Raw genomic sequence first — 22,339 nt, 5'->3', positions numbered from 1 at the left:
CCGTGTGCGGGCGCTACCTCAGGGCGTCGGCCACCTCGGTCGCCGCCTCCACCACCCGGGGGCCGACCCGCTCGGGCACCATGCCGTTCAGCATCACCACGCCGACGCTGCCCTCGATGCCGCTCAGCCCGACCAGTGCGGCGGCCGCCCCGCTCGCCCCGGACTGCTCCTCCGCACGGGTGATGACGAAGCCCTGCTCGGGCCGGCGCTGGCTGGGGAAGGTGCGCGCCTCCAGGATCGCCCGGCCGGCCGCGCTCTCGGTGAGCGGGTGGCGCAGGCCCGTCCGGTAGGCGACGTGGAAGTCGGTCCAGCTGGGCTCGACCACGGCGACGGCCAGCGCCTCGTTGCCGTCCACCAGGGTCAGGTGGGCGGTGGCGCCGAGGTCCTCGGCGAGGCTGCGCAGGGCCGGCAGCGCGGCCTCGCGCAGCAGCGGGTGCACCCGGTGCGCGAGGCGCAGCACGCCGAGGCCCACCCGGGCGCGCCCGCCGATGTCCCGGCGGACCAGGCCGTGCTGTTCCAGGGTGGCCAGCAGCCGGTAGACCACCGTCCGGTTGACGGCCAGCCGGGCGGCCAGCTCGGTCACGGTGAGCCCTCGCTCGGAGTCGGCGAGGAGCTTGAGGACCCGGACGCCGCGGTCCAGGGTCTGGGAGGTCTCGGCAGTCACGACGGGGCAATCCTTTCCGCGGCGCTCGCGGGGCGGGCGGCGCCGTTCCAAGGTCGGTGTCGCGCGCAGGTGGGGGTGGCCGCGCTCGGGCCGCACGGCGTCGTCCTTGACGCGCACGGCCCCGCGACGCCGTCCCGCGGGGGTTGCCCGGCGGAAGAGCGTGGGGGAAAGGTAGTGAAGGAAATGACGCGACGGAAGTGGTTGTCCAAAATTCGGGCGTGATCAACTTCAACACTGGCTCGAATTCCGGACAAACCCCCGCGATTCGCCGGGTGTGTCGGAGTGCGGGAGCGCCCCCGGTCCGATGACCGGACGCGCCCCCGCTCCGACGGCCGGGCGCGCCCGCGGCTCCGCTACTTGGCCCACTCCCGGATCTTCGCGATCCGCGCGTTCAGCTGGTTGACGGTGGCCTGCGCGGTGAGCGGCCCGCCGCACTGGCGGCGCAGCTCGTTGTGGATGGTGCCGTGCGGCTGGCTGGTGCGGTGGTGCCAGGCGGCGACCAGCGCGTTCAGCTCCTTGCGCAGCTCCCGCAGTTCCTGGTGGGTGACCACCGGCCGCTGCTCGGCCGGCAGCTCCAGCAGGTCGGCCTCCTCGGCGGGCTTGGTCTTGCTGCGCTGGATCTGCCGGTGCTGGCGCTTCTGGAGCAGCATCTGCACCTGGTCCGGCTCCAGCAGGCCCGGGATGCCGAGGTAGTCCTCCTCCTCCTCGCTCCCCGGGTGGGCCTGCATGCCGAACTCCATGGCGTTGTACAGCACCCGGTCGAAGACCGCGTCGGAGCCCAGCGCCTCGTAGGAGAACTCCTCGCCGCCGGCGCCGTCCGGGCCGTCGTTGGCCCGTTCGGCCTCGGCGAGCAGCCGGTCCTCCTCGTCGAAGAGGCCCTCGCCCTCCTTCTTCGGCCGGTCCAACACGTGGTCGCGCTGGAGCTCCATCTCGTTGGCGAAGCCCAGCAGCAGCGGGATGGTCGGCAGGAACACGGAGGCGGTCTCGCCGCGCTTGCGGGCGCGCACGAAGCGGCCGACGGCCTGGGCGAAGAACAGCGGGGTGGAGATCGAGGTCGCGTACACCCCGACGCTGAGCCGGGGCACGTCGACGCCCTCGGACACCATGCGGACGGCGACCATCCAGCGCGAGGTCCCCTCCGCGAAGTCGGAGATCCGCTTGGACGCCTCGGCCTCGTCCGAGAGCACCAGGGTGACCTTCTCGCCGCTGATCTCGCGCAGCATCTTGGCGTAGGCCCGGGCCACGTTCTGGTCGGTGGCGATGACCAGCCCGCCGGCGTCCGGGATCGCCTTGCGGACCTCGGTGAGGCGCCGGTCGGCGGCCTGGAGCACGGCCGGGATCCACTCGCCCTGCGGGGACAGCGCGGTGCGCCAGGCCTGGGCGATCAGGTCCTTGGTCATCGGCTCGCCGAGCCGGGCCTCCAGTTCGTCGCCGGACTTGGTGCGCCAGCGCATGTTGCCGCTGTAGCTGAGGAAGATGACCGGGCGGACGACGTGGTCGGCCAGCGCGTGCCCGTAGCCGTAGGTGTAGTCGGCGACGGACTTGCGGATGCCGTCGCCGCCCGCCTCGTACGCCACGAACGGGATCGGGTTGGTGTCGGAGCGGAACGGCGTACCGGTCAGCGCCAGTCGGCGGGTGGCCGGCTCGAAGGCCTCGAAGCAGGCCTCGCCCCAGGACTTGGAGTCACCGGCGTGGTGGATCTCGTCCATGATCACGAGGGTCTTGCGGGCCTCGGTCCGATTGCGGTGCAGCATCGGGTTGACCCCGACGCCCGCGTAGGTGACCACGATGCCGTGGTACTCCCGGGACAGCGGCCCGGAGGAGTACGCCGGGTCCAGCTTGATGCCTATCCGCGCGGCGGCCTCGGCCCACTGCTTCTTCAGGTGCTCGGTCGGCGCGACGACGGTCACCTGCTGCACCAGGTGGTTGTGCAGCAGGTACGAGGCCAGGGTGAGCGCGAAGGTGGTCTTGCCTGCGCCCGGGGTGGCGACCGCGAGGAAGTCGCGCGGCTGCGTCTCGATGTACTTGTCCAGCGCACCCTGCTGCCAGGCCCGCAGCTTGCCCGCGGTGCCCCACGGGGCGCGGCCCGGGAAGGCCGGGGAGAGGTGGTGCGAACCGGCGGGCGCGCCATGGCCGGCGGATCGGGCGGGCGCCTGCGACTCCGGTGCGTCGGAGAACAGCGGCATCGAGGAGGCGGCGGCAGTACTCACGGTCTCCGAGGGGGGATCATCGCAGGTCAGAGGCGGTTTAGCGGCCTCGCCCCGCGGTCGGGCGGCGATCGGGCAACCCGCCCAGCGTACCGGGTCCGACGCCGTTCGGGCCTCCGGGCGAGGCGCCGCGCCCGGCCCGCACGGCCGGAAATCGATGTGACCCGGATCACATTCGATATCTCGTGAAACCCGGTAATCGCCACCCGTCCCGGGACTCTCACCAGGGTGAGGCCGCACCGACCCCACCTGCCGCACCGCGGCCTCGCACCGAACCGAAGGGACCCACCCGTGCGCACCGTCGAAGAGCCCGTCCAGGCCCGTCTGATCCTCTCCCCCCACCGCTCGGTCCGGCTGCGGGTGGTGCTCTCCTACCTGCCGGAGGACCCGCTGGCCGTCCGGATGGCCTTCCCCGCCGAGTTCTCGCTGGACGAGCCCGCCGAACGCCGGGACTCCGAGGACATCGTCTGGATCTTCGCGCGCCAGCTGCTCTCGGCCGGCATCGAGCTGCCGGCCGGCGTCGGCGACGTCCACGTCCGGCCCGCGGTCGGCCGGCGCACCATGGTCGAGCTGCGGGCCCCCGAGGGCACCGCGCTGCTCCAGTTCGACACGACCGACCTGCGCCGCTTCCTGTGGCGCAGCCGGCTGCTCGTCCCCGAGGGCGAGGAGCACCTGCACCTGGACGCCGACCGCGCGCTCGCCCAGCTGCTCGGCTGACGGGCGGTGGCGTCCGGAAGCGCCCCCGCGCTTCCGGCCACCCGCGTCCGCCGGCGGCAACCCGGGTCCGGGGCCCGGGAAGCCCGTGCGGTCGCCCGCCCGCCTCGGGGCGGATCAGCTCGAGAGCTTGCGCATCAGCCGGACGCCCTGGGCCGCCGTCAGGTGCGGCAGGTACGCCTTGCCGATCGCCCGGGTGATGCCGGGCAGCGCGGCCGGGTCGGGGTACGCCATGTACATCGGCCGGTACTCCGGCTGGAACTTCGCCTTGAAGGCCAGCAGCGAGCGGAAGCCGTACACCGGCTCCAGCACCTTGCCCATCCAGTCCAGCATCCGCTGCAGCCCGGTGGGCTCCTCGTCCTGCCCGGTGCGGGCCAGCGGCGCGCCCGACAGCGACAGGAAGCGCGCGCCCTCCTCCTTGAAGCCGAGCGCGGCCGAGGCGATCAGGAACTCGCTGACGCCGCGGAAGCCGTCCGAGCGCCGGCGCATGAAGTCCAGCGTCCAGCCGACCGGCACACCGTCCTCGTACACCGGCATCCAGCTGGTCAGCCCGTGCACCACCCGCTGCTCGTCCACCGCGATCAGCACCCGCACGTCCGGGTCGTCCAGCTCCGCCAGGCCGCCGAGCGTGAAGCCCATCTCCGGCAGGCCCTTCTCGGAGACCCACTCCTCGGAGATCGCCCGGATCTGCTCCCGCAGGGCGAGCGGCGCCTCGTGGTACGCCCACCACTCCGCGGAGATGCCCTGCTTGCCGGCCTTGTTGAGGGCGGTGCGGATGTCCTGCCACTTGCGGCCGGTGAAGGCCAGCTCGGGCAGCGGCACCACGGTGTCCTCGGCGACCTGCAGCGAGCGCCAGCCGAGCTGCGCGGCGGCGTCCCTGGTCTCGCCGCAGACGCTGTAGAAGCACGGCGTCCAGCCGCGCGCGTCGCAGTACCGGGCGAAGCCGGCCACCGCCCCGGCGCGGTCCTCCGGCGCGCCGAACGGGTCGCCGGTGGTCAGCGCGACGGTGCCCACCACCCGGTAGGCGACGGCCGCCCGGCCCTGCTCGTCGAACCAGTAGTGGTTGCCGTCCCAGGTGGCGATGAACGAGAGCGTCCCGCCGCCGTGCTCGGTCAGCAGCGCCCTCGCCCGGCCGGCCGCCGCCGCGTCGGTGTGCAGCACCGGACGGCGGAAGACGGAGAGCAGCACGGCCAGCGCGACCGCCCAGAACGCCAGCCCGCAGTACGTCTCCAGGAAACGCGCCACCGGCCCGACCGCGATCGGGTAGTCCGGCAGCAGGTCGTTGTACGCGGGCGGCAGGAACTGGGCCGGCAGCCCGGCCACCAGCCGGCGGGCGGTCGCCCCCGGCTCGAACTCCCCGGCCGCCAGCCGCCCGACCCCCACGTAGGTGGCCGCGGAGGCGAACGCCGCGCCGCCGAGCACCAGGGCCAGCCGGCGCACCGAGCTGCCGGACAGCCGCAGCGGGAAGCGCTTGCGGGTGGCCACCAGCAGGGCGGTGGTCAGCAGCGGCAGCAGCAGCGCCTCGACGAAGTACTGCACCACGTCCCGGCTCACCGGCCCGGCGTCCAGGTACAGCCAGCACAGCAGCGCCGCCCAGAGCAGCTCGGTGGCCACGGTGACCAGCCAGGCCAGCCGCAGCCCCCGGCGCAGCCCCTCGGCGAGCACCAGCAGCAGCGCCGGGAAGAGCGCGGCCATCATCCGGCCCGGGGTGTCGAAGATCCGCACGACGGCGTGCGCGCGGGCGCAGTCGTGCGCCGACAGCGCGCAGAAGTCGGCGACCTCGTCCGGGCTGAGCCGGTGCGAGAAGTACAGCTCGGAGAAGGTGTTGAACGGTCCGCTGGCGTTGTCGTACAGCGAGGCGAGCAGCGGCCCGAAGGCGGCGGCGACCAGGCAGAGCGCGACCAGCACCCGGGTCTCGGAGTGCGAGGAGCGGTGCGTGCGCAGGTGCGGGCGGCCCCGGCTGACCAGCGCGCCCAGGCCGAGCCCGGCCAGCGCGGCGGCGCACCGCTGGACGCTCTGCAGGTGGCCCACGTACAGCGTCATCACCAGCGGGACGAGCAGCACCAGCAGGTGCAGCCGGCGGCGCCAGAGCACGGTGAGCCGGTACCCGAGCACCCCCGCCAGCGCGAACACGCCGACGCCGGGGCCGACCGAGATCTGGTCGGCCACCGAGGCGGTCCACTGCTCCCCCGCCGAGGAGCCGAAGGCGACCAGCGCGGTGCCCAGCAGGGTGCCGACGACCTGCCCGCCGACCAGCACCGCGAGGGTGCGCGGCCGCCCGAGCCGGTGCTCGGCGGCCGGGCCGACCAGGAGCAGCAGCAGGCTGGTGAACACGTACGAGCCGCTGCCGGAGCACCAGAACATCGAGGTGACCGGCGTCCACCAGTGGCCCTCGGCCAGCGTGGGCAGGCCGATCCCGGCCCGGTCCAGCAGCCGGTCGGACGGGCCGTGGCCCAGGCTCCCGGTGGCCGCGCCGAGCAGCCAGAGCCCGGCCAGCAGGGTCAGCGTCAGCGGCGCCGAGCGCAGCCGGGAGCCGAGCGCCCTGGCCGCCCGCCGGACCCGCTGCGGGCGCGGCTCCGCGGTGCGGGTGACCGGGGCCCGGTCGGTACCGCGCTCGGCCGTGCGCTCCGCGTCCGGCCCCGGCTTGCGCTGCTCGCCGACGGTGGCCAGCGCGGTCCCCGCCCCGGTCACCGCGTCAGCCCGGTCTGCTGGGCGAGCCACGGGAGCTGCTGGACGATGCCGGGGCGGAAGACGACCCAGCCGTGGCCACCCGGCATCAGGTCGAACTTGGACTTCATTCCGGCCGCCTGCGCGGCCCGGTAGACCTTCTCCATCTGCGGTCTGAACTCCTCGTCGGTCTCGCCGACGACCAACGCGACGTTGGTGTCCGGGAATTTCCTGCGGGCCATCACCTGGAGCGGATCGACCGCGTCGAACTTCTTCTCGTCACCGCCGAAGGCGGCCTTGACGGTCTGTTCCCGGCTGCCCAGGGTCGGTTCCTCCTGCCCGGACATGTCGAGGACGGTGCCGTACACGTCGGGCGCGTTGACGCCGAGCTGGAGGGCGCAGGTGCCGCCCATCGAGGCGCCCCCGATCGCCCACGCGGTGCGGCCGGTCGCGGCCTGGAGGTTCTGGTGGACCCAGTCCGGCACGTCCACGGCCAGGTACGTCTGGGTCTTGGCGATCTTGGAGTCGAGGCAGAGCGTGTTGGCCCAGGTGGAGCCGAGCTGATCGGGCATCACCACGATCGGCGCGAGGCCGCCGTGGTCCGCGGCGAAGGCGTCCAGCGCCTCGTTGATCTGCGCGGAGAGCACCCAGTCCCCCGGGACGCCGGGCTGGCCGGTGATCATCACGACCACCGGCAGCAGCGGCCGCGGGGTGGCCTGGTAGGCGGGCGGGAGGTAGACGTACGCGTCGCGGGCCTTGAAGCCCGACCTGGTACCGGGGATCGGCACCACCGAGACGGTGCCCTTCTCGGGCAGGTCCGCCGGGGGCTTCCAGACCTCCTCCAGCGACTTGCCGGGCGGGGCGCTCATGATCTGGCCCGCCTTGGTGGCGACCAGCCCGTCGGTCCTGGTCAGCCAGGGCGCCAGCATCACGCGCCCGCTCGGGAACTGGCCGAAGCCGATGTTGACCTCGGAGGAGGACATCAGCAGCACCAGGCCGCTCAGGCCCAGCGCGAGCCCCCGGCGCCGCCAGGTGAGCCGGCGCAGTCGGTAGCCGACCAGGCAGAGCCCGAGCAGGGCGACGGCTATCCACCAGGTGACGTACCGGGGAGTGCCCTCGGGGAAGGGGTGCCACCAGCCGTCGACGACCACGTCCAGCAGCCAGCTGAGCGCGGCCGCGGTGAACAGCGCGGCGGGTAGGCGGACCCGCCACCAGCTGCGGCCGCGGCCGATGGCTAGCGCGAACAGCGCCGCCCAGCCTGCCGCCAGCACGGCGTGCGGGATCAGGCCCTCGGTGAGCGGCCAGTCGATCGGGTTCCAGCGGGAGGCAAGGGTCAGCGTGGTCATGCGGCTTTGCCCGGCGGGGTGGTGTCGGCCAGGAAACCGTAGGCGACGACGTTGCCGTCGTAGCCGTGTTCCTCACTGTACGAACCGCCGCAGGTGATGACCCGCAGCTGTGCGTCAGCGGCCTGACGATAGACCCGGTCGTCCGGGAAGTCCTTTCGGTCGTGCACTTCGATGGCGTAGAGCTGGTAGACGGCGGTGGCGCCGTCCGCCCGGGCGATCTCGATCCGATCCCCGCGACGGAGCGCGCCCAGATGATAGAAGACCGCGGGGCCGGCCTTGTTGTCGACGTGTCCTGCCAGGATCGCGGTGCCGCGCTGACCGGGGCTGGCCCCGCCGCGGTACCAGCCCGCCAGGTTGCGGTCCGCCTCGGGCGGGGTCTGGAGACGTCCGGCGCCGTCCAGCCCGAGCGCGGTGACCGGGGCGTCCAGCCGCACCGCCGGGATGCGGATCCGGGTCGGCGCGGACGGGCCGAGCGGCGGCACGATCGAGACCGGCGCGATCCCGGCCTGGGCCTGGCCGGCCCCCGGCGCGGGCGGCAGCGACGAACCTCCGTCGTGCAGCAGCCAGGCACCGAGGACCAGCGCGGCCCCGGCCGCCAGGGTGCCCGGCCACGGGCCCCTGCTCTGCTGGACGCCCATGGGCGCTCCCCTCTGCCGACGGAACCCCTCTTCCTGGGAGTTTCCTGGGAACAATTCAACCGGAACGGACTGTAAGGCACGTCCATACGACGGTCGTACCGGCACCCGCCGATCGGCAGGGCGGACGGCCTCTTTTCTGCGCCGCGTGGGCGCCCGGTCGCGGAGCGCGACGACCGCCCCCCGCGCACGATCGCCGCGGGTGCAGGCCCGACACGAGCTACCGACGGTTCAACGGACCCGATCGGTTGCGTCGTTCGAGCGATCACTCACAAGCTCGCGCTGCGCCTCTTCGACCGGCCCCGCCCTCGTGCCATGCTGACCCGGTTACGGGTTGTATCACCCACTTGTCCGACCGGACTCCGCACTCCCGCACGCCGCCCGCACGCCCCACGAACGGAGTGACCATGGAAGCCCTCTCACGCCGCACCCTGCTGACGGCCGGCGCCGCCACCGCCGCCACCCTGGCGGCCGGGTGCGGCAGCAACCACGCCACCGGCGAGGAGCGGGCGACGGGCAGCACCGCGCCGGCCACCGCAGCGGCCGACGAGCAGGGCGCCACTCCGGCCCCGGCCCCGCTCCCCCGGCCGCAGCCGGTCCTGATCGGTGACGGCTCCACCTCGGACACCGGCGCCCAGCCGCACCAGCCCGTCCCCGACCGGCTGCAGCCCGGCCAGCGCCCGCCGCAGTTCGTGGTCTTCTCCTGGGACGGCGCCGGCGAGCTCGACAACGGCCTGTTCGCCCGCTTCCGCCGGCTGGCCCGGGACCACGACGCGAAGATGACCTTCTTCCTCAGCGGCCTCTACCTGCTGCCCGAGTCCAAGAAGGACCTCTACCGCCCGCCGCAGCACAAGGCCGGCGCCTCCGACATCGGCTACCTCAGCGACCAGCACATCCGCGACACCCTGGAGAACGTGCACGCGGCCTGGCTGGAGGGCCACGAGATCGGGACCCACTTCAACGGCCACTTCTGCGGCTCCACCGGCGTCGGCGCGTGGTCCCCGGAGGAGTGGGACAGCGAGATCCAGCAGGCGATGGACTTCGTGACGAACTGGCGCACCAACACCGGCTTCACCGACCTGCCCGCGCTGCCCTTCGACTACCGCAAGGAGCTGATCGGCAGCCGCACCCCCTGCCTGGAGGGCCAGCGCAACCTGCTGCCCACCGCGGTCAGGCGCGGCTGGCGCTACGACAGCAGCGGCAACGGCACCCAGGTGTGGCCGCAGAAGATCCAGGGCGGCGCGCTGTGGGACCTCCCGCTGCAGTCCATCCCGTTCCCCGGGCACACCTTCCAGGTGCTCTCGATGGACTACAACATCATGTACAACCAGTGCGGCCCCAACACCAAGGCCGACCCGGCGCTCCACCCCGGCTTCCAGACCCAGGCCCGCGACGCCTACCTGATGGGGTTCGACCGCACCTACAACGGCAACCGGGCGCCGTACGTCATCGGCAACCACTTCGAGGAGTGGAACGGCGGCATCTACATGAACGCCGTCGAGGACGTCCTCAGGACCATCGCGGACAAGCCGGAGGTCCGGCTGGTCTCCTTCCGGCAGCTGGTCGACTGGCTGGACGCCCAGGACCCGGCGGTGCTGCGCAAGCTCCAGACCCTCGCCCCGGGGCAGTCCCCGGCCGGCGGCTGGGAGGCCTTCCTCGGCGCCCCGGCGGGGGCCGCGCCCCCCGCCACGGCCCCTGCCACGGCCCCTGCCGGCGCCACCGCCGGCTGACCGTCAGGCCTTCGTCCGCACCCGCCCGGAGAGCACCGCGCCGAGCAGCGCCACCCCGGCCATCGACAGCAGGATCACCGCGAAGGCGCCGGGCGAGCCGGCCTCCCCGCCGCCCCCGTGGGCGGCGGCGAGCGAGCCGCCGCCCAGCGCCGCGAACATCACCCCGGCCAGACCGGTCAGCAGCACATTGCCCAGCGCGTCGCTCATCTGGAGCGCGGCCGAGTTGGCCCCGGCGTCCTCCGGCGTGGAGAGCTTCATCATCAGCACGCTGACACTCGCGATCGCCATCCCCATCCCGACGCCGCCGACACCCCAGGCCACCGACGCGGCCCAGGCCGGCACCGCCGGGAACAGCACCAGCGCGGCACCCGAGATCGCCACCGCGGTCAGCACGAAGCCGCCCCGGATCATCACCGTGCGGTAGCGCTCCGCCCCGGGCCGGCCCTGGAGCCAGGAGCCGAGCGCCCAGGTGAGGCCGCCGCTGGTCAGGGTCAGGCCGGCCAGCGTCGGCGAGAGCCCGCGCTGGGTGGTCATCATCAGCGGGATGAAGGCCTCGGCCGCGAAGAACGCCCCCGCGGCCACCCCGCGCAGCAGAATCACGGCCGGCAGTCCCCGGCCGGCCCGCAGGGTCCGCGCCGGCAGCAGGCCGAGGACCGCCGGCACCAGCAACGCCGCCCCGGCGATCCCGGGGACCAACCCGATCAGGTCGCGCCGCTGGCCCGCGTACTGCAGCAGGCCGGCGCCGACCGCCGCCATCGCGGCCAGCAGGGTGCGACGGCGGTCGAAGGCCGCGCCCCTGGCCACCGGGTGCTCGCGCTCGGAGCGGGCCAGTGCCGGGCCCATCACGGCCAGCGGCAGCAGGATCAGCACCGGCACGGCCAGGAACACCCAGCGCCACCCCAGGTGCTGGGTGACGGCCCCGGAGACCAGCGGACCGATGATCGAGGGCAGCACCCAGGCCGAGGAGAAGGCCGCGAACACCGCGGGCCGCAGCCGCTCCGGGTAGGCCCGGCCGACCACCACGTACAGGGCGACGATCACCAGCCCGCCACCGAGGCCCTGGACGGCCCGCCCGGCCACGAACACCCACATCCCGGGTGCCGTCCCGGACACCACCAGCCCCACGCCGAACACGGCGATGCCGCTGAACAGCGGCCGCAGCGGGCCGCTCCGGTCGCACCACTGGCCGGAGACGACCAGGGCGAACAGGGTGGTGGTGAAGTAGCCGGAGAAGGCGAACGCGTACAGCCCGAGCCCGTTCAGCTGGCGGGCGGCGGTCGGCATCGCGGTGTTGACGGCCGTCGCCTCGAAGGCGATCACCAGGACCACCGAGACGATCCCCAGCGTCAGCGCACGGTAGCGGCCGCCGAGGACCCCACCACCGGGGTCGTCGTCGAGGGGTATCGGTACGGGGTCGACCGAGGTGGGGGAGGCAGTGGTCATACGTAACATCGTAAGAGCCGTCTGCCCCGATGACCCCTGACCCCGGTCGGTGATCTCCTCGGTCGCAGGCCCTAGGACAGGCCCGGGACCCAGGACGGGCCCCCGGCCCGGACCGCGGCGGAGGTCAGTGCGGAGGTCAGTGCAGCACCTTGAGGCCCACCACGCCGGAGACGATCAGCAGCAGGCAGGCGATCCGGGCCATGGTCACCGGATCCCCCAGGACGGCCATGCCGTAGACCGCGGTGCCGACCGCTCCGATGCCCACCCAGACGGCGTAGCCGGTTCCGATCGGAATGGTGCGCATCGCGTACGCCAGGCCGCCCATGCTGAACAGCAGTGCGATGCCGAAGACGAGGCTGGGAACGAGGCGGGTGAAGCCCTTGGACGATTCCAGGGCGACCGCCCAAATGGTCTCCAGGACACCCGAGACGATCAGAACGAGCCAGGCCATGACGGTGCTACCTCCGCAGTCCACAGCGGCCGGATTGCCGCTGAACTGCGCCGTCTTGTCGTCACCGGGTACGACGCGCTCGTCCGGGGTGGCGGAAATACCGCCACCTGTCCCCGACGGTAGCACACCTTGCCATACAGAATTTACAAAAGGGCATTGACCCCTCTCCCCCGGATCGGCCACTATGAATTCACTGGCCGTGTGCCCGAGTGGCTTAGGGAACCGTCTGCAAAGCGGTGCACGCGGGTTCGATTCCCGCCATGGCCTCACCGGAAAAGGAAATTGCCGGTCGACTCCGAAAGTCGGCCGGCAATTTCCTTTCCCTGCGTTACGCCTTTCCCGAGAGCCCCCCGGTCTTTCCCGGGAGCCCCGGTCAGGCGGTGACGGCGTCCTCCGCCCGGATCGGCAGCCGGCCGACCGGCAGGCCGGTGGCGGCGCGCACGGCCGCGGCGACGGCCGCCGGGGCGACCACCGCGGGCACGGCCCCGACCGCCTTCGCGCCGAACGGGGCCACCACGTCGCGCTCCTCCAGCAGCGCGGCGATCCGCACCTCCGGGGTGTCCAGCGCGGTGGGCAGCCGGTAGCCGGTGAGCGAGGGGTTCAGCAGCACCCCGCCCTCCGTCCGCAGGTCCTCCAGCAGTGCCAGGCCCACGCCCTGGGCCACCCCCGCCTCGATCCGGTCCTCGATCTGGCGCGGGTTCAGCGCCCGGCCGACGTCCTGGGCGACCGTCATCTCGACCACCCGCACGGCGCCCAGCTCGATATCCACGTCCACCACCGCACGCATCGCGCAGAACGAGATGGAGACGAAGGCGTCGCCCTGCCCGGCCTCGTCCAGCGGCTCGGTGGGGTGCGGGCGGCACTGCGCGGTGGCCCAGAGCTCCTTGCCCTCCAGCGCCTCGGCGACGGGCATGCCGAGCACCCCGTCGTACGAGGTGATCTTGCCGTCGGCGATCTGGAGCAGTTCCGCCGACATCCCGAAGTTCGCCGCGATCGGCTGCAGCAGCTGGTGGCGGACCATCAGCGCGGCCCGCTCGACGGCGCCGCCGGAGACCCAGGTGTGCCGGCCGCGGGCGGACGGCCCGGCGATCGACTGGTCGCTGTCGGCCGGGGCGATGTAGACCTCGCTGACGCCCAGCACGGTCTGCACGATCTGCCGGGCCAGCGTGGCGAAGCCCTGCCCGGCGTCGACCGCCGCGCAGATCACCGTGGCGTGGTCCCCGCTGACCCGCACGGTCGCCGTGGAGACCTCGTCCTCGCCCTCGGCGCCCAGCATGTGCACCATGCCGACGGCGTAGCCGATCCCGCGCCGCACCGCCGCCGGGTCGCCCGCGCCGCCGGGCCCGCCGGGCAGCAGCCACTCGGCGTCCGGGTCGTCCACCGGCAGGGCCGGCAGCGGCTCGGCGGCGACCGCGTCCAGCAGGGCGCGCACCGGCGCCGGGCAGGTGACGGCCTGACCGGTGGGCAGCGGGTCGCCGGTGGACATCGCGTTGCGGCGGCGGATCTCCACCGGGTCCACGCCGATCCGGGCGGCCAGCTGGTCCAGCTGCGACTCGTACGCGAAGCACGCCTGCAGGGCGCCCTCGCCGCGCATCCGGCCGGCCGGCGGGTTGTTGGTGCGCACCGCCCAGGCGTCCACGAAGACGTTCGGGCAGACGTACGGACCGGCCGAGAAGGCCGTCGCGGCGGCCAGCGCCTCGGCGGAGACGTCCGCGTAGGCGCCGCCGTCCAGCAGGATCTGCGCCTCGACCTTCACCAGCGTGCCCTCGGCGTCGGCGTGGTGGCGGTAGCGCAGGAGCGCGGGGTGGCGCGAGGTGTGGGTGTGGAAGGACTCCTCGCGGGTGAGCGTCATCTTCACCGGGCGGCCGGTGCGCAGCGCCAGCAGGGCCAGGGTGACCTGGAACGAGAGGTCCTCGCGGTCGGTGGTGGCGCCGGGCACGCCGGTGGCCACCAGCCGGACCCGGTCCGGCTCCAGGCCCAGGCAGGCGGCGGTGCGGTCGCGGTCGCCGTGCGGGTCGGTGGAGGACAGGTGCAGCTCGACGCCGCCGTCCGGGCGCGGTACGGCCAGCCCGGCCTCGGCGCCGAGCGGGGCCGGGTCCTGCCGGCCGACCTGGTAGAGGCCCTCGACGACGATCTCGCCGACCGCGTCCGGGTCCCCGGTGCGCAGCGGCAGGTGGCGGAACAGGTTGCCGTCCGGGTGCAGCGGCGGCGCGGTGAAGGCCTGCTCCGGGTCGGTGACGGCCTCCAGCGGCTCGTAGTCGACCGCGATCAGGCCGACCGCCAGCCGGGCGGTGTCCGGGTGGTCGGCGGCCACCGCGGCGATCGGCTCGCCGTGGTGGCGCACCACGCCGGCGGCCAGCACCGGCCGGTCGGCGACGATCGGCCCGGCCGGGGCGCCGTCGGGGGTGCCGTCCGGTCCGGGCGGCAGGTCGGCGGCGGTGACCACGGCGTGCACGCCGGGCAGCGCCAGCGCGGCCGAGGTGTCGATGCCCCGGATCCGGGCGTGCGGGTGCGGCGAGCGCAGCACCGCGCCCCACAGCAGCCCCTCGGCCCACAGGTCGGCCGCGTACGGGTAGATGCCGAGCGCCTTGGGCAGCGCGTCGCTGCGCAGCGGGGAGCTGCCCAGGCCGATCGGCTCCGGTGCGCCGCCCTCGCCGCCGTCCTGCTGGAGTGCTGCGCCGATGTCGGTAGGCGACGTCATGATGCGTGGTCGTCCTCGGGGAGCCGGATGCCGTGGGCGGGGGTGGCACCGTACGGGACACCGGCCGGGGCGCCGCCCTCGGCCGGGGCACCGTGCGGGTGCGGGGCGGCGTACGGGGTGCCGTGCGGCGGCGTGCCGTCGTAGACGGAGCCGGGCAGCGGGGTCCCGTGCGCGGGGGTGGGCTCGTAGACCGGGGCGTCGTACCCGGTGTCGTAGCCGTTCTGCTGCTGGTGGCCGTCCGGGTAGGGCACGTAGGTGCCGTGCGCGGGGGTGGCCTGGTACGGCTGCTCGGGGTAGCCCTGCGGCGGGTAGTACACCTGGTCGTCGGCGGCCTGGGCGGGGATCCGGGCGGGGATGTCGTCCCGGATCGGGGCCAGCACGGTGGTGTCGTACACGCCGGTGTCGTAGCCGCCCTGGGGGCCGCCGTACGGCAGCCCGGCCGGGGCCTGCCCGACGGCGTGCTGTTCCATGGCGTGCTGTTCCACGGCGGGCTGCGCCGGGTGGTGCTGCTCGGCGGCGTGCTGCTCCGGGTGGTACTGCTCCGCGGGGTGGGCGACCGGGTGGGCCTCGACGGGCTGCTGCGGGACGTGCTCGATCCAGGCGTCGGCGTCGGCGTAGACCGGCGGCTCGACGGCCTGCCCGGGTTCGACCGGCGCGTCCACCGGCACGTCGGCGGGCGGTTCGGCGACCGGCTCGGCCGGCCCCGCGGGAGCGGGCCCGGCGGCCTGCGCGGCGGCCTCGGCGAGCGCGGCGGCCTCCTCCGCCTCCTCGGCCTCCGCCGCGCGGGCGTCCGCGACGGTCTGGACGGCGGCCAGCACGCCCCGGTAGCCGGTGCAGCGGCAGAGGTTGCCGCACAGCGCCTGACGGGCCTCCACCTCGGTGGGCCGGTGGTTGCGCTGGAGCAGGTCGTGCACCGCCATCGCCATGCCGGGGGTGCAGTAGCCGCACTGGACGGCGCCGGAGGCGGCCAGCGCCTGCTGGACGGCGCTCGCGCCGCCGGCGGCGGAGAGGCCCTCGACGGTGCTGATCTCGCTGTCGGCGGCCAGGGCGGCGGGCACCAGGCAGCCGGCCACCAGCTGGCCGTCCACCTGCACCGAGCAGGCCCCGCACTCGCCCTGTTCGCAGCCGTCCTTGGCGCCGGCCAGGCCGAGCCGCTCGCGCAGCACGTAGAGCAGGCTCTCGCCGATCCACGCGTCGGTGACGGGCCGTTCGAAACCGTTGACCCGCAGCGTGTACGAGGCGCACGGGCGCAGCTCGCGGCTGACCTGCGGGGAGAGGCCAAGCGGGTCGGCGTCCAGGGTCTCGATGGGGTCTGTGGTCACTTCAGCGCCCTTCCCAGTGCCCGTCGGGCCAGCACCGATACGGTACGCCGCAACCGAACCGCGGCCGCGGTCGGCCCCTCGGTCACGGCCTCCCAGGCGCCCTCGGCGCCGTAGTTGTCGGGGACGCAGGCGGCGGCCACGTACTCGCCGAAGGCGGCGGTCGCGGCCGGGTCGATCTCCCGGCTGCCGTCCCAGTCGATGCAGCCGGCCACCCAGGCCTCGGCCTCCAGCGGGCGCAGCGGCACCGGCGCGACGGCCCCGACGGCGCAGCGCACCGAGCGCCGGGCCGGGTCGAGGACCAGGGCGACGGAGGCGGTGGCGCGGGCCGGTCCGCTGCGGCCGGTGGCCTTGAGGAAGACCTGCGGGGCGTGCAGCAGCGGGACGCGCACCCAGGTGAGCAGTTCACCGGGGCGCACCGGGTCGAGCCCGGTGAGCAGGTGACTGACCGGCACCTCGCGGGTGCCCCCGGCCCGGGCCAGGGTGACGCTGGCCTCCAGCGCGGTGAGCACCGGGAGGGTGTCGCCGGCCGGGGCGGCGGTGACGATGTTCCCGCCGAGGGTGCCGACGTTGCGGACCTGCGGCGGGCCGGCGGTGCGGGCGGCGTCGGCGAGCGCGGGGATGAGCGCCGCGAAGTCGGGGCGGTCCATCCGGGCGTGGGTGAGTCCGGCGCCGAGCACGGCGGTGCCGCCGTCCTCGTAGCGCCAGCCGCGCAGTTCGGTGATGCGGCCGAGGCCGACCAGGGCGGCGGGGCGCAGTCGGCCGGCGTTGACGGCCTCCATCAGGTCGGTGGCTCCGGCCACCGGTACCGCGGCCGGGGCGGCGGCCAGCGCGTCGACGGCCTCGTCGAGGGAGGCCGGCAGCATGATCGTCCGGTTCACCTGGGTCCCACCGTGCTCCACTTGCTCATCGATCGCCTGCCGCCCGCCGGCCTTCGGCCGTACTGTCCTGCGTCAGCAGCCCGGCCTGGCCCGTAGGGTACGGGCGATCGGGCCGGGTTGGGCAACTCTGGCACACAATGCTCGATGATCATTTCGGGACCGGTGAACGGGACTGCCCGATTGGGACTGATACCGGGCGGTATCTGCCCCGACCCGCTCCGGGCCAGGGCAGATGTTCATCAGTTCTTGACGTCGGACGACCGCTCAGAAGTTCCCCACGGGTAGGACCGGGGCGTTTCCCGCGGGTCTTCGCCGGGTCCGGCAGGACCCGCGGGATACCCCCTACCGCACCGGCGGCGGGCCCTCGATCGGCCGGCCGAGCACCCCAGGACGGCGCTGCCACGGGTGCGGACCGTCGGCCGGGCGGTACTCGACGCCGAGCGCGTCCAGCACGCTCAGGTGCGTCGCCAGCCGCTGCTCGAAGCCGGCGAAGTCCCGCTCGGCCGGCTCGGCGGGCAGCTCCGACCAGGCGACCTCGGCGAAGGCGACCAGCCGGGGGAAGGCCCGGTAGTCGATGTCCCGGGCGCTGTCCATGAACTCGGTCCACAGGTTGGCCTGGGTGCCGATCACGTGCCGGGCGGCGACCTCGTCCAGCTGCTCGGGGACCGGCTCGAACCGGTAGACGTCCTCCAGCGTGCGCACGAATCCGACCGGGATCGGCTCGTCCGGTCCGTCCGCCTGCCGGTGGTCGAAGTAGACGTGCTGCTCGGGGCACATCACCACGTCGTGCCCGGCCTTCGCGGCGGCGACCCCGCCGCCGAAGCCGCGCCAGGAGGAGACGGCGGCGCCCGGCGCGAGCCCGCCCTCCAGGATCTCGTCCCAGCCGATCAGCCGGCGGCCGCGGTCGGCCAGCCAGCCGTCGAAGTGCCGGATGAGGTGGCTCTGCAGTTCGTCCTCGTTGGCCAGGCCCAGTTCGCGTATCCGGGCCTGCGCGGCGGCGCTGTCCTTCCACTGCTCCTTGGGGCACTCGTCGCCGCCCAGGTGGATGAACTCGGACGGGAAGAGCTCCAGGACCTCCTCCAGCACGCCCTCGAAGAAGCGCAGGGTCTCCTCGGAGGCGTTGAGCACGTTGTGGCTCACCCCCCAGTCGGTCCAGACCCCGAGCGCGGAGGTGTCCACCACGTCGGTGTTGCCCAGCTCGGGGTAGGCGGACACGGCGGCCTGGGTGTGGCCGGGCAGGTCGATCTCCGGGACGACGGTGACCCCGCGGGCGGCCGCGTAGGCGACGATCTCGCGCAGGTCGTCCTGGGTGTAGTAGCCGCCGTGCGGGCGGTCGTCGCGGCGCTGCCCGGCCCGGTAGCCGACCATCGAGCGCTCCCGCCAGGCGCCGCGCCCGGTCAGCCTCGGGTAGCGCTTGATCTCCACCCGCCAGCCCTGGTCGTCGGTCAGGTGCAGGTGCAGCACGTTGAGCTTGTGCGCGGCCAGCAGGTCGACGAAGCGCAGCACGTCCGACTTGGGCAGGAAGTGCCGGGCGACGTCGAGCAGCGCACCGCGCCAGCCGAACCGGGGGGCGTCCGCGATGTCGGCCCCGGGCAGGACCCAGCCCTCGCGGCGCAGCGGCGAGCGGCGGTAGGCGTCCGGCCCGAGCAGCTGCCGCAGGGTCTGCGCGCCCCACAGCGCTCCGGCCGGGCCGCCCGCGGCGAGCAGGGCGTGGCCGGGGCGCACCGTGATCCGGTACGCCTCGGCGGCGAGCGCCCGGTCCTCGACCAGCTCGATGCCCGAACCCGGCCGGCCCGGGCCGAGCGGCAGCCCGGTGGCGGCGGACAGTGCGGTCCGCAGCCAGCGCTCGGCGTCGGCCAGCGCGGGGGGTGCGGTCAGCGTGGTGGCGGCGTCGAGCGGGTAGTCCTCGTCCGGGCGGCGAACGGCACTCGACGGTGCGGGAATGAGGTCCATTCCGACATCCTGCCCACGCCCCGGCGATTGGCATAGACCACCGGGGAAACCCTGGTGCTATGCAAAACGGCGTTGTGCGCGGCGCCGCGGACTACTTGTTGTCGCCGTCGCCGCCCTGCGGCTTGCCGATGCCGTCGTAGATCTCCTTGCACATGGGGCAGACCGGGTACTTCTTCGGGTCGCGCCCGGGCACCCACACCTTGCCGCAGAGCGCCACCACGGGAGACCCGGAGAGGGCACTCTCCATGATCTTGTCCTTCTGGACGTAGTGCGCGAAGCGCTCGTGGTCGCCGTCCCCGTGGGACACCTGTGGGACGGGCTCGACCAGGGTGCCGGTGCCGAGGCCGCGCTCGGGCTCAAGAGTGCTCATGGGTGCCAAGTCTATGGGGGCCTCCGGAAACCCGGCCAGTGTCGCGGCGCGGGGCCGGTCGGCTCAGTTCATCGTGGGGTCGTCCGGGTAGGTCGCCAGCAGGGCGAGCGGGCCGCGCTGGCGGCGCAGGACCGCGCGCCACAGCCGTTCCGGCTCGGGGCTGGAGACGTCCCCCGGCTCGCAGTCCACCAGGTACCAGGCGCCGCTCTCCAGCTCCGCCTCCAGCTGTCCCGGCGACCAGCCCGCGTACCCGGCGAAGATCCGCAGGCTGCCCAGCTCCCCGGCCAGCACCTCGGGCGGCGCCTCCAGGTCCACCAGGCCGATCGCGCCGTGCACCCGGCGCCAGCCGAGCGGCTCGCCGGTGCCCGGCTCCCCCGGTGCCACCGCGAGGCCGAGCGCCGAGTCCAGCGCCACCGGGCCGCCCTGGAACACCACGGCCGGCTGTCCGACGAGTCTGTTCCAGCCGTCCAGCACGCTTCCCACCTCGACCGGCGTCGGCCGGTTGAGGACCACGCCGAGCGCCCCCTCGACATCGTGGTCGAGGAGCAGCACCACCGCCCGCGCGAAGTTCGGGTCGGTGAGCAGGGGCGTCGCGACGAGCAGACAGCCGGTGTGGGACCGGCCTCCGTGCGAATGGGCCGCCGTCATGCCCACATGATCCCGCAGAACGGCACCGCTCGGACACCGCAACACCCTAGGGCCCGTCCGGTGGGTCTTGTCGGATCAGGGCGCGGCGTCGGGGTGCGTGCATCGCAAGGCGGAGGAGGGAGCCACTGCGGTGGGGGCACCTCCCGGCCGAAGGCTGGGGGCCATTGGCGACCGACGACAACGCGGCGAGGTGCGTGCCCCGACGCCGCGCACCCGGCAAAGTCCCGCCGGACCGGCCCTAACGCCCACGCCGGACGAACACCCGTACGGCCGCACCGGGGGGCGGGCGCGGGCCCGGAGAGAGCACCATCACGGGAGAGGCTCACGGGAACCAACGGAGCGCCTACTACCATCTACGTCTGGTGGACGCCCATACGGTGCCGACTCGGTTTCGCCGGGGGCCCGAACGCGCCCGTACGAACGGTCCACCACCGGCTCTCTCCCGGAGCCGCCCTTTCCGACTCCTCTGGCACCCCGGATTGCGAGAACGATGACCGACGACGTCCTGCTGGTCCATGGCGGAAATCCGCTCGAAGGCGAGATCCGCGTCCGCGGTGCGAAGAACCTGGTGCCCAAGGCCATGGTCGCCGCCCTCCTCGGGCAGGGCCCCAGCAGACTGCGCAACGTCCCGGACATCCGCGACGTCAAGGTGGTCCGCGGCCTGCTGCAGCTGCACGGCGTGACCGTGCGCACCGGTGACGAGGACGGCGAGCTGATCCTCGACCCCTCGCACGTCGAGAGCGCCAACGTCGCCGACATCGACGCGCACGCCGGCTCCTCGCGGATCCCGATCCTGTTCTGCGGCCCGCTGCTGCACCGCCTCGGCCACGCCTTCATCCCCGGCCTCGGCGGCTGCGACATCGGCGGCCGCCCCGTCGACTTCCACTTCGAGGTGCTGCGCCAGTTCGGCGCCACCATCGAGAAGCACCCGCAGGGCACCTACCTGGTCGCCGCGCAGCGGCTGCGCGGCACCAAGATCGAGCTGCCCTACCCCTCGGTCGGCGCGACCGAGCAGGTGCTGCTCACCGCCGTCCTCGCCGAGGGCGTCACCGAGCTGCGCAACGCGGCCATCGAGCCGGAGATCGTCGACCTGATCTGCGTGCTGCAGAAGATGGGCGCGATCATCACGCTGGGCACCGACCGGACGATCCTGATCACCGGCGTGGACGAGCTGAACGGCTACAACCACCGCGCGCTGCCGGACCGCCTGGAGGCGGCGTCCTGGGCCTGCGCGGCGCTGGCGACCAAGGGCGACATCTACGTCCGCGGCGCCCGCCAGCTGGAGATGATGACCTTCCTGAACACCTTCCGGAAGGTCGGCGGCGCCTTCGAGGTGGACGACGAGGGCATCCGCTTCTGGCACCCGGGCGGCGAGCTCAAGGCGATCGCCCTGGAGACCGACGTGCACCCGGGCTTCCAGACCGACTGGCAGCAGCCGCTGGTGGTCGCGCTGACCCAGGCCACCGGCCTGTCCATCGTCCACGAGACGGTGTACGAGTCGCGGCTCGGCTTCACCGGCGCGCTGAACCAGATGGGCGCGCACATCCAGCTCTACCGCGAGTGCCTGGGCGGCACCCCGTGCCGCTTCGGCGCCCGCAACTTCCTGCACTCCGCGGTCGTCTCCGGCCCGTCCAAGCTGATCGGCTCCGAGCTGGTCATCCCGGACCTGCGCGGCGGCTTCTCGTACCTGATCGCGGCGCTGGCGGCCGAGGGCACCTCGACCGTGCACGGCATCGACCTGATCAACCGCGGCTACGAGAACTTCATGGACAAGCTGCGCGACCTGGGCGCCCACGTCGAGCTGCCCAGCGAGCAGCTGGTCGACGCCTGACGGTCCGGTTCCAACGGCGAGAGGCCGGGCTCCCCAGTGGGGAGTCCGGCCTCTCGGGCGTTCAAGGGGTGGCTCAGGCAGCGCCCTTGGCGGCTTCCTTCAGCTTGGAGCCGGCGCTCACCTTGGCGCTGTAGCCCGCGGCGATCTGGATCGGCTCGCCGGTCTGCGGGTTGCGCGCGGTGCGGGCAGCGCGGTGGGTGCGCTCGAAGGTCAGGAAACCGGGGATGGTGACCTTCTCGTCGCCCTTGGCGACGACCTCGCCGACGATCTCGGCGAAGGCGGCCAGAACGGCGTCGGCGTCCTTGCGGGTCACCTCGGCGCGCTCGGACAGCGCGGCCACCAGCTCACTGCGGTTCATGTGTACTCCTGTGGTCTGTTCGCTTGCGGTGCGCGGGGGCCCATCGGTACTCCCACCGGGGGGCACCCGGATGGGCCGCAGGTCCGCACACTGTGCTCATGCAGGCAATGCGTGGTCGCAGGCCGGGTCCGTACCCGATGCCGCGCGCCGGAGCCGTCGAAGGCCCACCCGCCCGCCTGGATACGAATCCTGCCCCGACCGGCCCCGAGAAAGCCAATCGGGCCCCGGGCGAGCCACTCGAACGTCGCCCGCTCGTTGGAGGTGTGACGCTCCGTCGGCTCCGGCGGACCGGGCGCGGGCGGCGGTCGGGACGACACGCCGGAAGACCAGGGGGACGTTCCGTACTTGTCGGACACGCCTGCCCCGTGCAGGGCTACGGTACGCCCTAGGACTGACAAGCCCAAACACGCCCCTCGCCCTT

Annotated in this window: 17 protein-coding genes, 1 tRNA gene and 1 riboswitch; of the genes, 4 read left to right on the top strand and 14 right to left on the bottom strand. The window is 73.7% G+C overall.

Annotated elements, in window-relative coordinates:
- Positions 1–13: 13 nt before the first annotated feature.
- The gene (locus ACFVUY_RS24985; protein WP_049654777.1) at positions 14–664 is read right to left on the bottom strand and encodes an IclR family transcriptional regulator; all 651 of its coding nucleotides are present in this window, start codon (positions 662–664) and stop codon (positions 14–16) included.
- 353 nt (positions 665–1,017) lie between these two features.
- Positions 1,018–2,850: a DEAD/DEAH box helicase gene (locus ACFVUY_RS24980; protein ID WP_387694897.1), complete on the bottom strand. Its 1,833-nt coding sequence runs from the start codon at positions 2,848–2,850 to the stop codon at positions 1,018–1,020.
- Positions 2,851–3,162: 312 nt separating this feature from the next.
- On the opposite strand from ACFVUY_RS24980, the gene ACFVUY_RS24975 reads away from it, so the two are divergent.
- The gene (locus ACFVUY_RS24975; RefSeq protein WP_359904206.1) at positions 3,163–3,588 is read left to right on the top strand and encodes an SsgA family sporulation/cell division regulator; all 426 of its coding nucleotides are present in this window, start codon (positions 3,163–3,165) and stop codon (positions 3,586–3,588) included.
- Between the two features lie 114 nt (positions 3,589–3,702).
- On the opposite strand, the gene ACFVUY_RS24970 is transcribed toward ACFVUY_RS24975, so the two are convergent.
- From ACFVUY_RS24970 to ACFVUY_RS24960, 3 genes are read right to left on the bottom strand one after another with little or no spacing between them, the layout of a single operon-like run.
- The gene (locus ACFVUY_RS24970) at positions 3,703–6,306 is read right to left on the bottom strand and encodes a rhomboid family intramembrane serine protease (protein WP_387694879.1); all 2,604 of its coding nucleotides are present in this window, start codon (positions 6,304–6,306) and stop codon (positions 3,703–3,705) included.
- Positions 6,273–7,598 (bottom strand): alpha/beta hydrolase, encoded by a 1,326-nt coding sequence (locus ACFVUY_RS24965; RefSeq protein WP_387694880.1) that lies wholly within the window; start codon positions 7,596–7,598, stop codon positions 6,273–6,275. Before ACFVUY_RS24965 ends, ACFVUY_RS24970 begins: the two co-directional genes overlap by 34 nt.
- A complete protein-coding gene (locus ACFVUY_RS24960; RefSeq protein WP_380351913.1) occupies positions 7,595–8,236 on the bottom strand; it encodes a class F sortase in 642 nt (213 codons plus the stop codon). Before ACFVUY_RS24960 ends, ACFVUY_RS24965 begins: the two co-directional genes overlap by 4 nt.
- Positions 8,237–8,640: 404 nt before the next feature.
- Here ACFVUY_RS24960 and ACFVUY_RS24955 point away from each other — a divergent pair, with 404 nt between their 5' ends.
- Positions 8,641–9,963, top strand: coding sequence for a hypothetical protein (locus ACFVUY_RS24955; protein WP_387733398.1), 1,323 nt, complete (start codon positions 8,641–8,643; stop codon positions 9,961–9,963).
- A gap of 3 nt (positions 9,964–9,966) precedes the next feature.
- Here ACFVUY_RS24955 and ACFVUY_RS24950 read toward each other — a convergent pair whose 3' ends face one another.
- Both ACFVUY_RS24950 and ACFVUY_RS24945 read right to left on the bottom strand, forming a co-directional pair.
- A complete protein-coding gene (locus ACFVUY_RS24950) occupies positions 9,967–11,406 on the bottom strand; it encodes an MFS transporter (protein WP_387733396.1) in 1,440 nt (479 codons plus the stop codon).
- A gap of 136 nt (positions 11,407–11,542) precedes the next feature.
- Positions 11,543–11,857 carry a DMT family transporter gene (locus tag ACFVUY_RS24945; RefSeq protein ID WP_380545568.1) on the bottom strand — a complete coding sequence of 105 codons (315 nt, stop codon included), beginning with the start codon at positions 11,855–11,857 and terminating at the stop codon, positions 11,543–11,545.
- A gap of 44 nt (positions 11,858–11,901) precedes the next feature.
- Positions 11,902–11,967: riboswitch (guanidine-III (ykkC-III) riboswitch) on the bottom strand.
- Between the two features lie 85 nt (positions 11,968–12,052).
- Between ACFVUY_RS24945 and ACFVUY_RS24940 the strand changes: the two genes are divergently transcribed.
- Positions 12,053–12,124: transfer RNA gene (locus tag ACFVUY_RS24940), tRNA-Cys, on the top strand.
- A gap of 106 nt (positions 12,125–12,230) precedes the next feature.
- Here ACFVUY_RS24940 and ACFVUY_RS24935 read toward each other — a convergent pair.
- The 6 genes from ACFVUY_RS24935 to ACFVUY_RS24910 all read right to left on the bottom strand — a co-directional run bounded on the left by ACFVUY_RS24935 (position 12,231) and on the right by ACFVUY_RS24910 (position 19,729).
- Positions 12,231–14,558, bottom strand: coding sequence for a xanthine dehydrogenase family protein molybdopterin-binding subunit (locus ACFVUY_RS24935; RefSeq protein WP_387694884.1), 2,328 nt, complete (start codon positions 14,556–14,558; stop codon positions 12,231–12,233).
- On the bottom strand, positions 14,555–15,880 hold the full coding sequence (locus ACFVUY_RS24930) for a 2Fe-2S iron-sulfur cluster-binding protein (RefSeq protein ID WP_387733393.1): 1,326 nt from the start codon (positions 15,878–15,880) through the stop codon (positions 14,555–14,557). Before ACFVUY_RS24930 ends, ACFVUY_RS24935 begins: the two co-directional genes overlap by 4 nt.
- The gene (locus tag ACFVUY_RS24925) at positions 15,877–16,743 is read right to left on the bottom strand and encodes an FAD binding domain-containing protein (protein WP_355265826.1); all 867 of its coding nucleotides are present in this window, start codon (positions 16,741–16,743) and stop codon (positions 15,877–15,879) included. Before ACFVUY_RS24925 ends, ACFVUY_RS24930 begins: the two co-directional genes overlap by 4 nt.
- A gap of 357 nt (positions 16,744–17,100) precedes the next feature.
- Entirely contained in the window at positions 17,101–18,711 is a 1,611-nt protein-coding gene (locus ACFVUY_RS24920; RefSeq protein ID WP_387733390.1) for a beta-N-acetylhexosaminidase, read from the bottom strand.
- Positions 18,712–18,802: 91 nt separating this feature from the next.
- On the bottom strand, positions 18,803–19,081 hold the full coding sequence (locus tag ACFVUY_RS24915; protein WP_359904233.1) for a DUF3039 domain-containing protein: 279 nt from the start codon (positions 19,079–19,081) through the stop codon (positions 18,803–18,805).
- Positions 19,082–19,144: 63 nt separating this feature from the next.
- Entirely contained in the window at positions 19,145–19,729 is a 585-nt protein-coding gene (locus tag ACFVUY_RS24910) for a YqgE/AlgH family protein (RefSeq protein ID WP_359904235.1), read from the bottom strand.
- A gap of 490 nt (positions 19,730–20,219) precedes the next feature.
- Here ACFVUY_RS24910 and murA point away from each other — a divergent pair, with 490 nt between their 5' ends.
- The gene (murA, locus tag ACFVUY_RS24905; protein WP_359904238.1) at positions 20,220–21,560 is read left to right on the top strand and encodes a UDP-N-acetylglucosamine 1-carboxyvinyltransferase; all 1,341 of its coding nucleotides are present in this window, start codon (positions 20,220–20,222) and stop codon (positions 21,558–21,560) included.
- A 73-nt stretch (positions 21,561–21,633) separates the two neighbouring features.
- Here murA and ACFVUY_RS24900 read toward each other — a convergent pair whose 3' ends face one another.
- Positions 21,634–21,918 carry an HU family DNA-binding protein gene (locus tag ACFVUY_RS24900; protein WP_030242980.1) on the bottom strand — a complete coding sequence of 95 codons (285 nt, stop codon included), beginning with the start codon at positions 21,916–21,918 and terminating at the stop codon, positions 21,634–21,636.
- Positions 21,919–22,339: the final 421 nt, after the last annotated feature.

The organism is Kitasatospora sp. NPDC058063 (genome assembly GCF_042885395.1).
GTDB classification, from domain to species: Bacteria; Actinomycetota; Actinomycetes; order Streptomycetales; family Streptomycetaceae; genus Kitasatospora; species Kitasatospora lactacystinica.
This window is presented reverse-complemented; position numbering and strand designations above follow the sequence as displayed.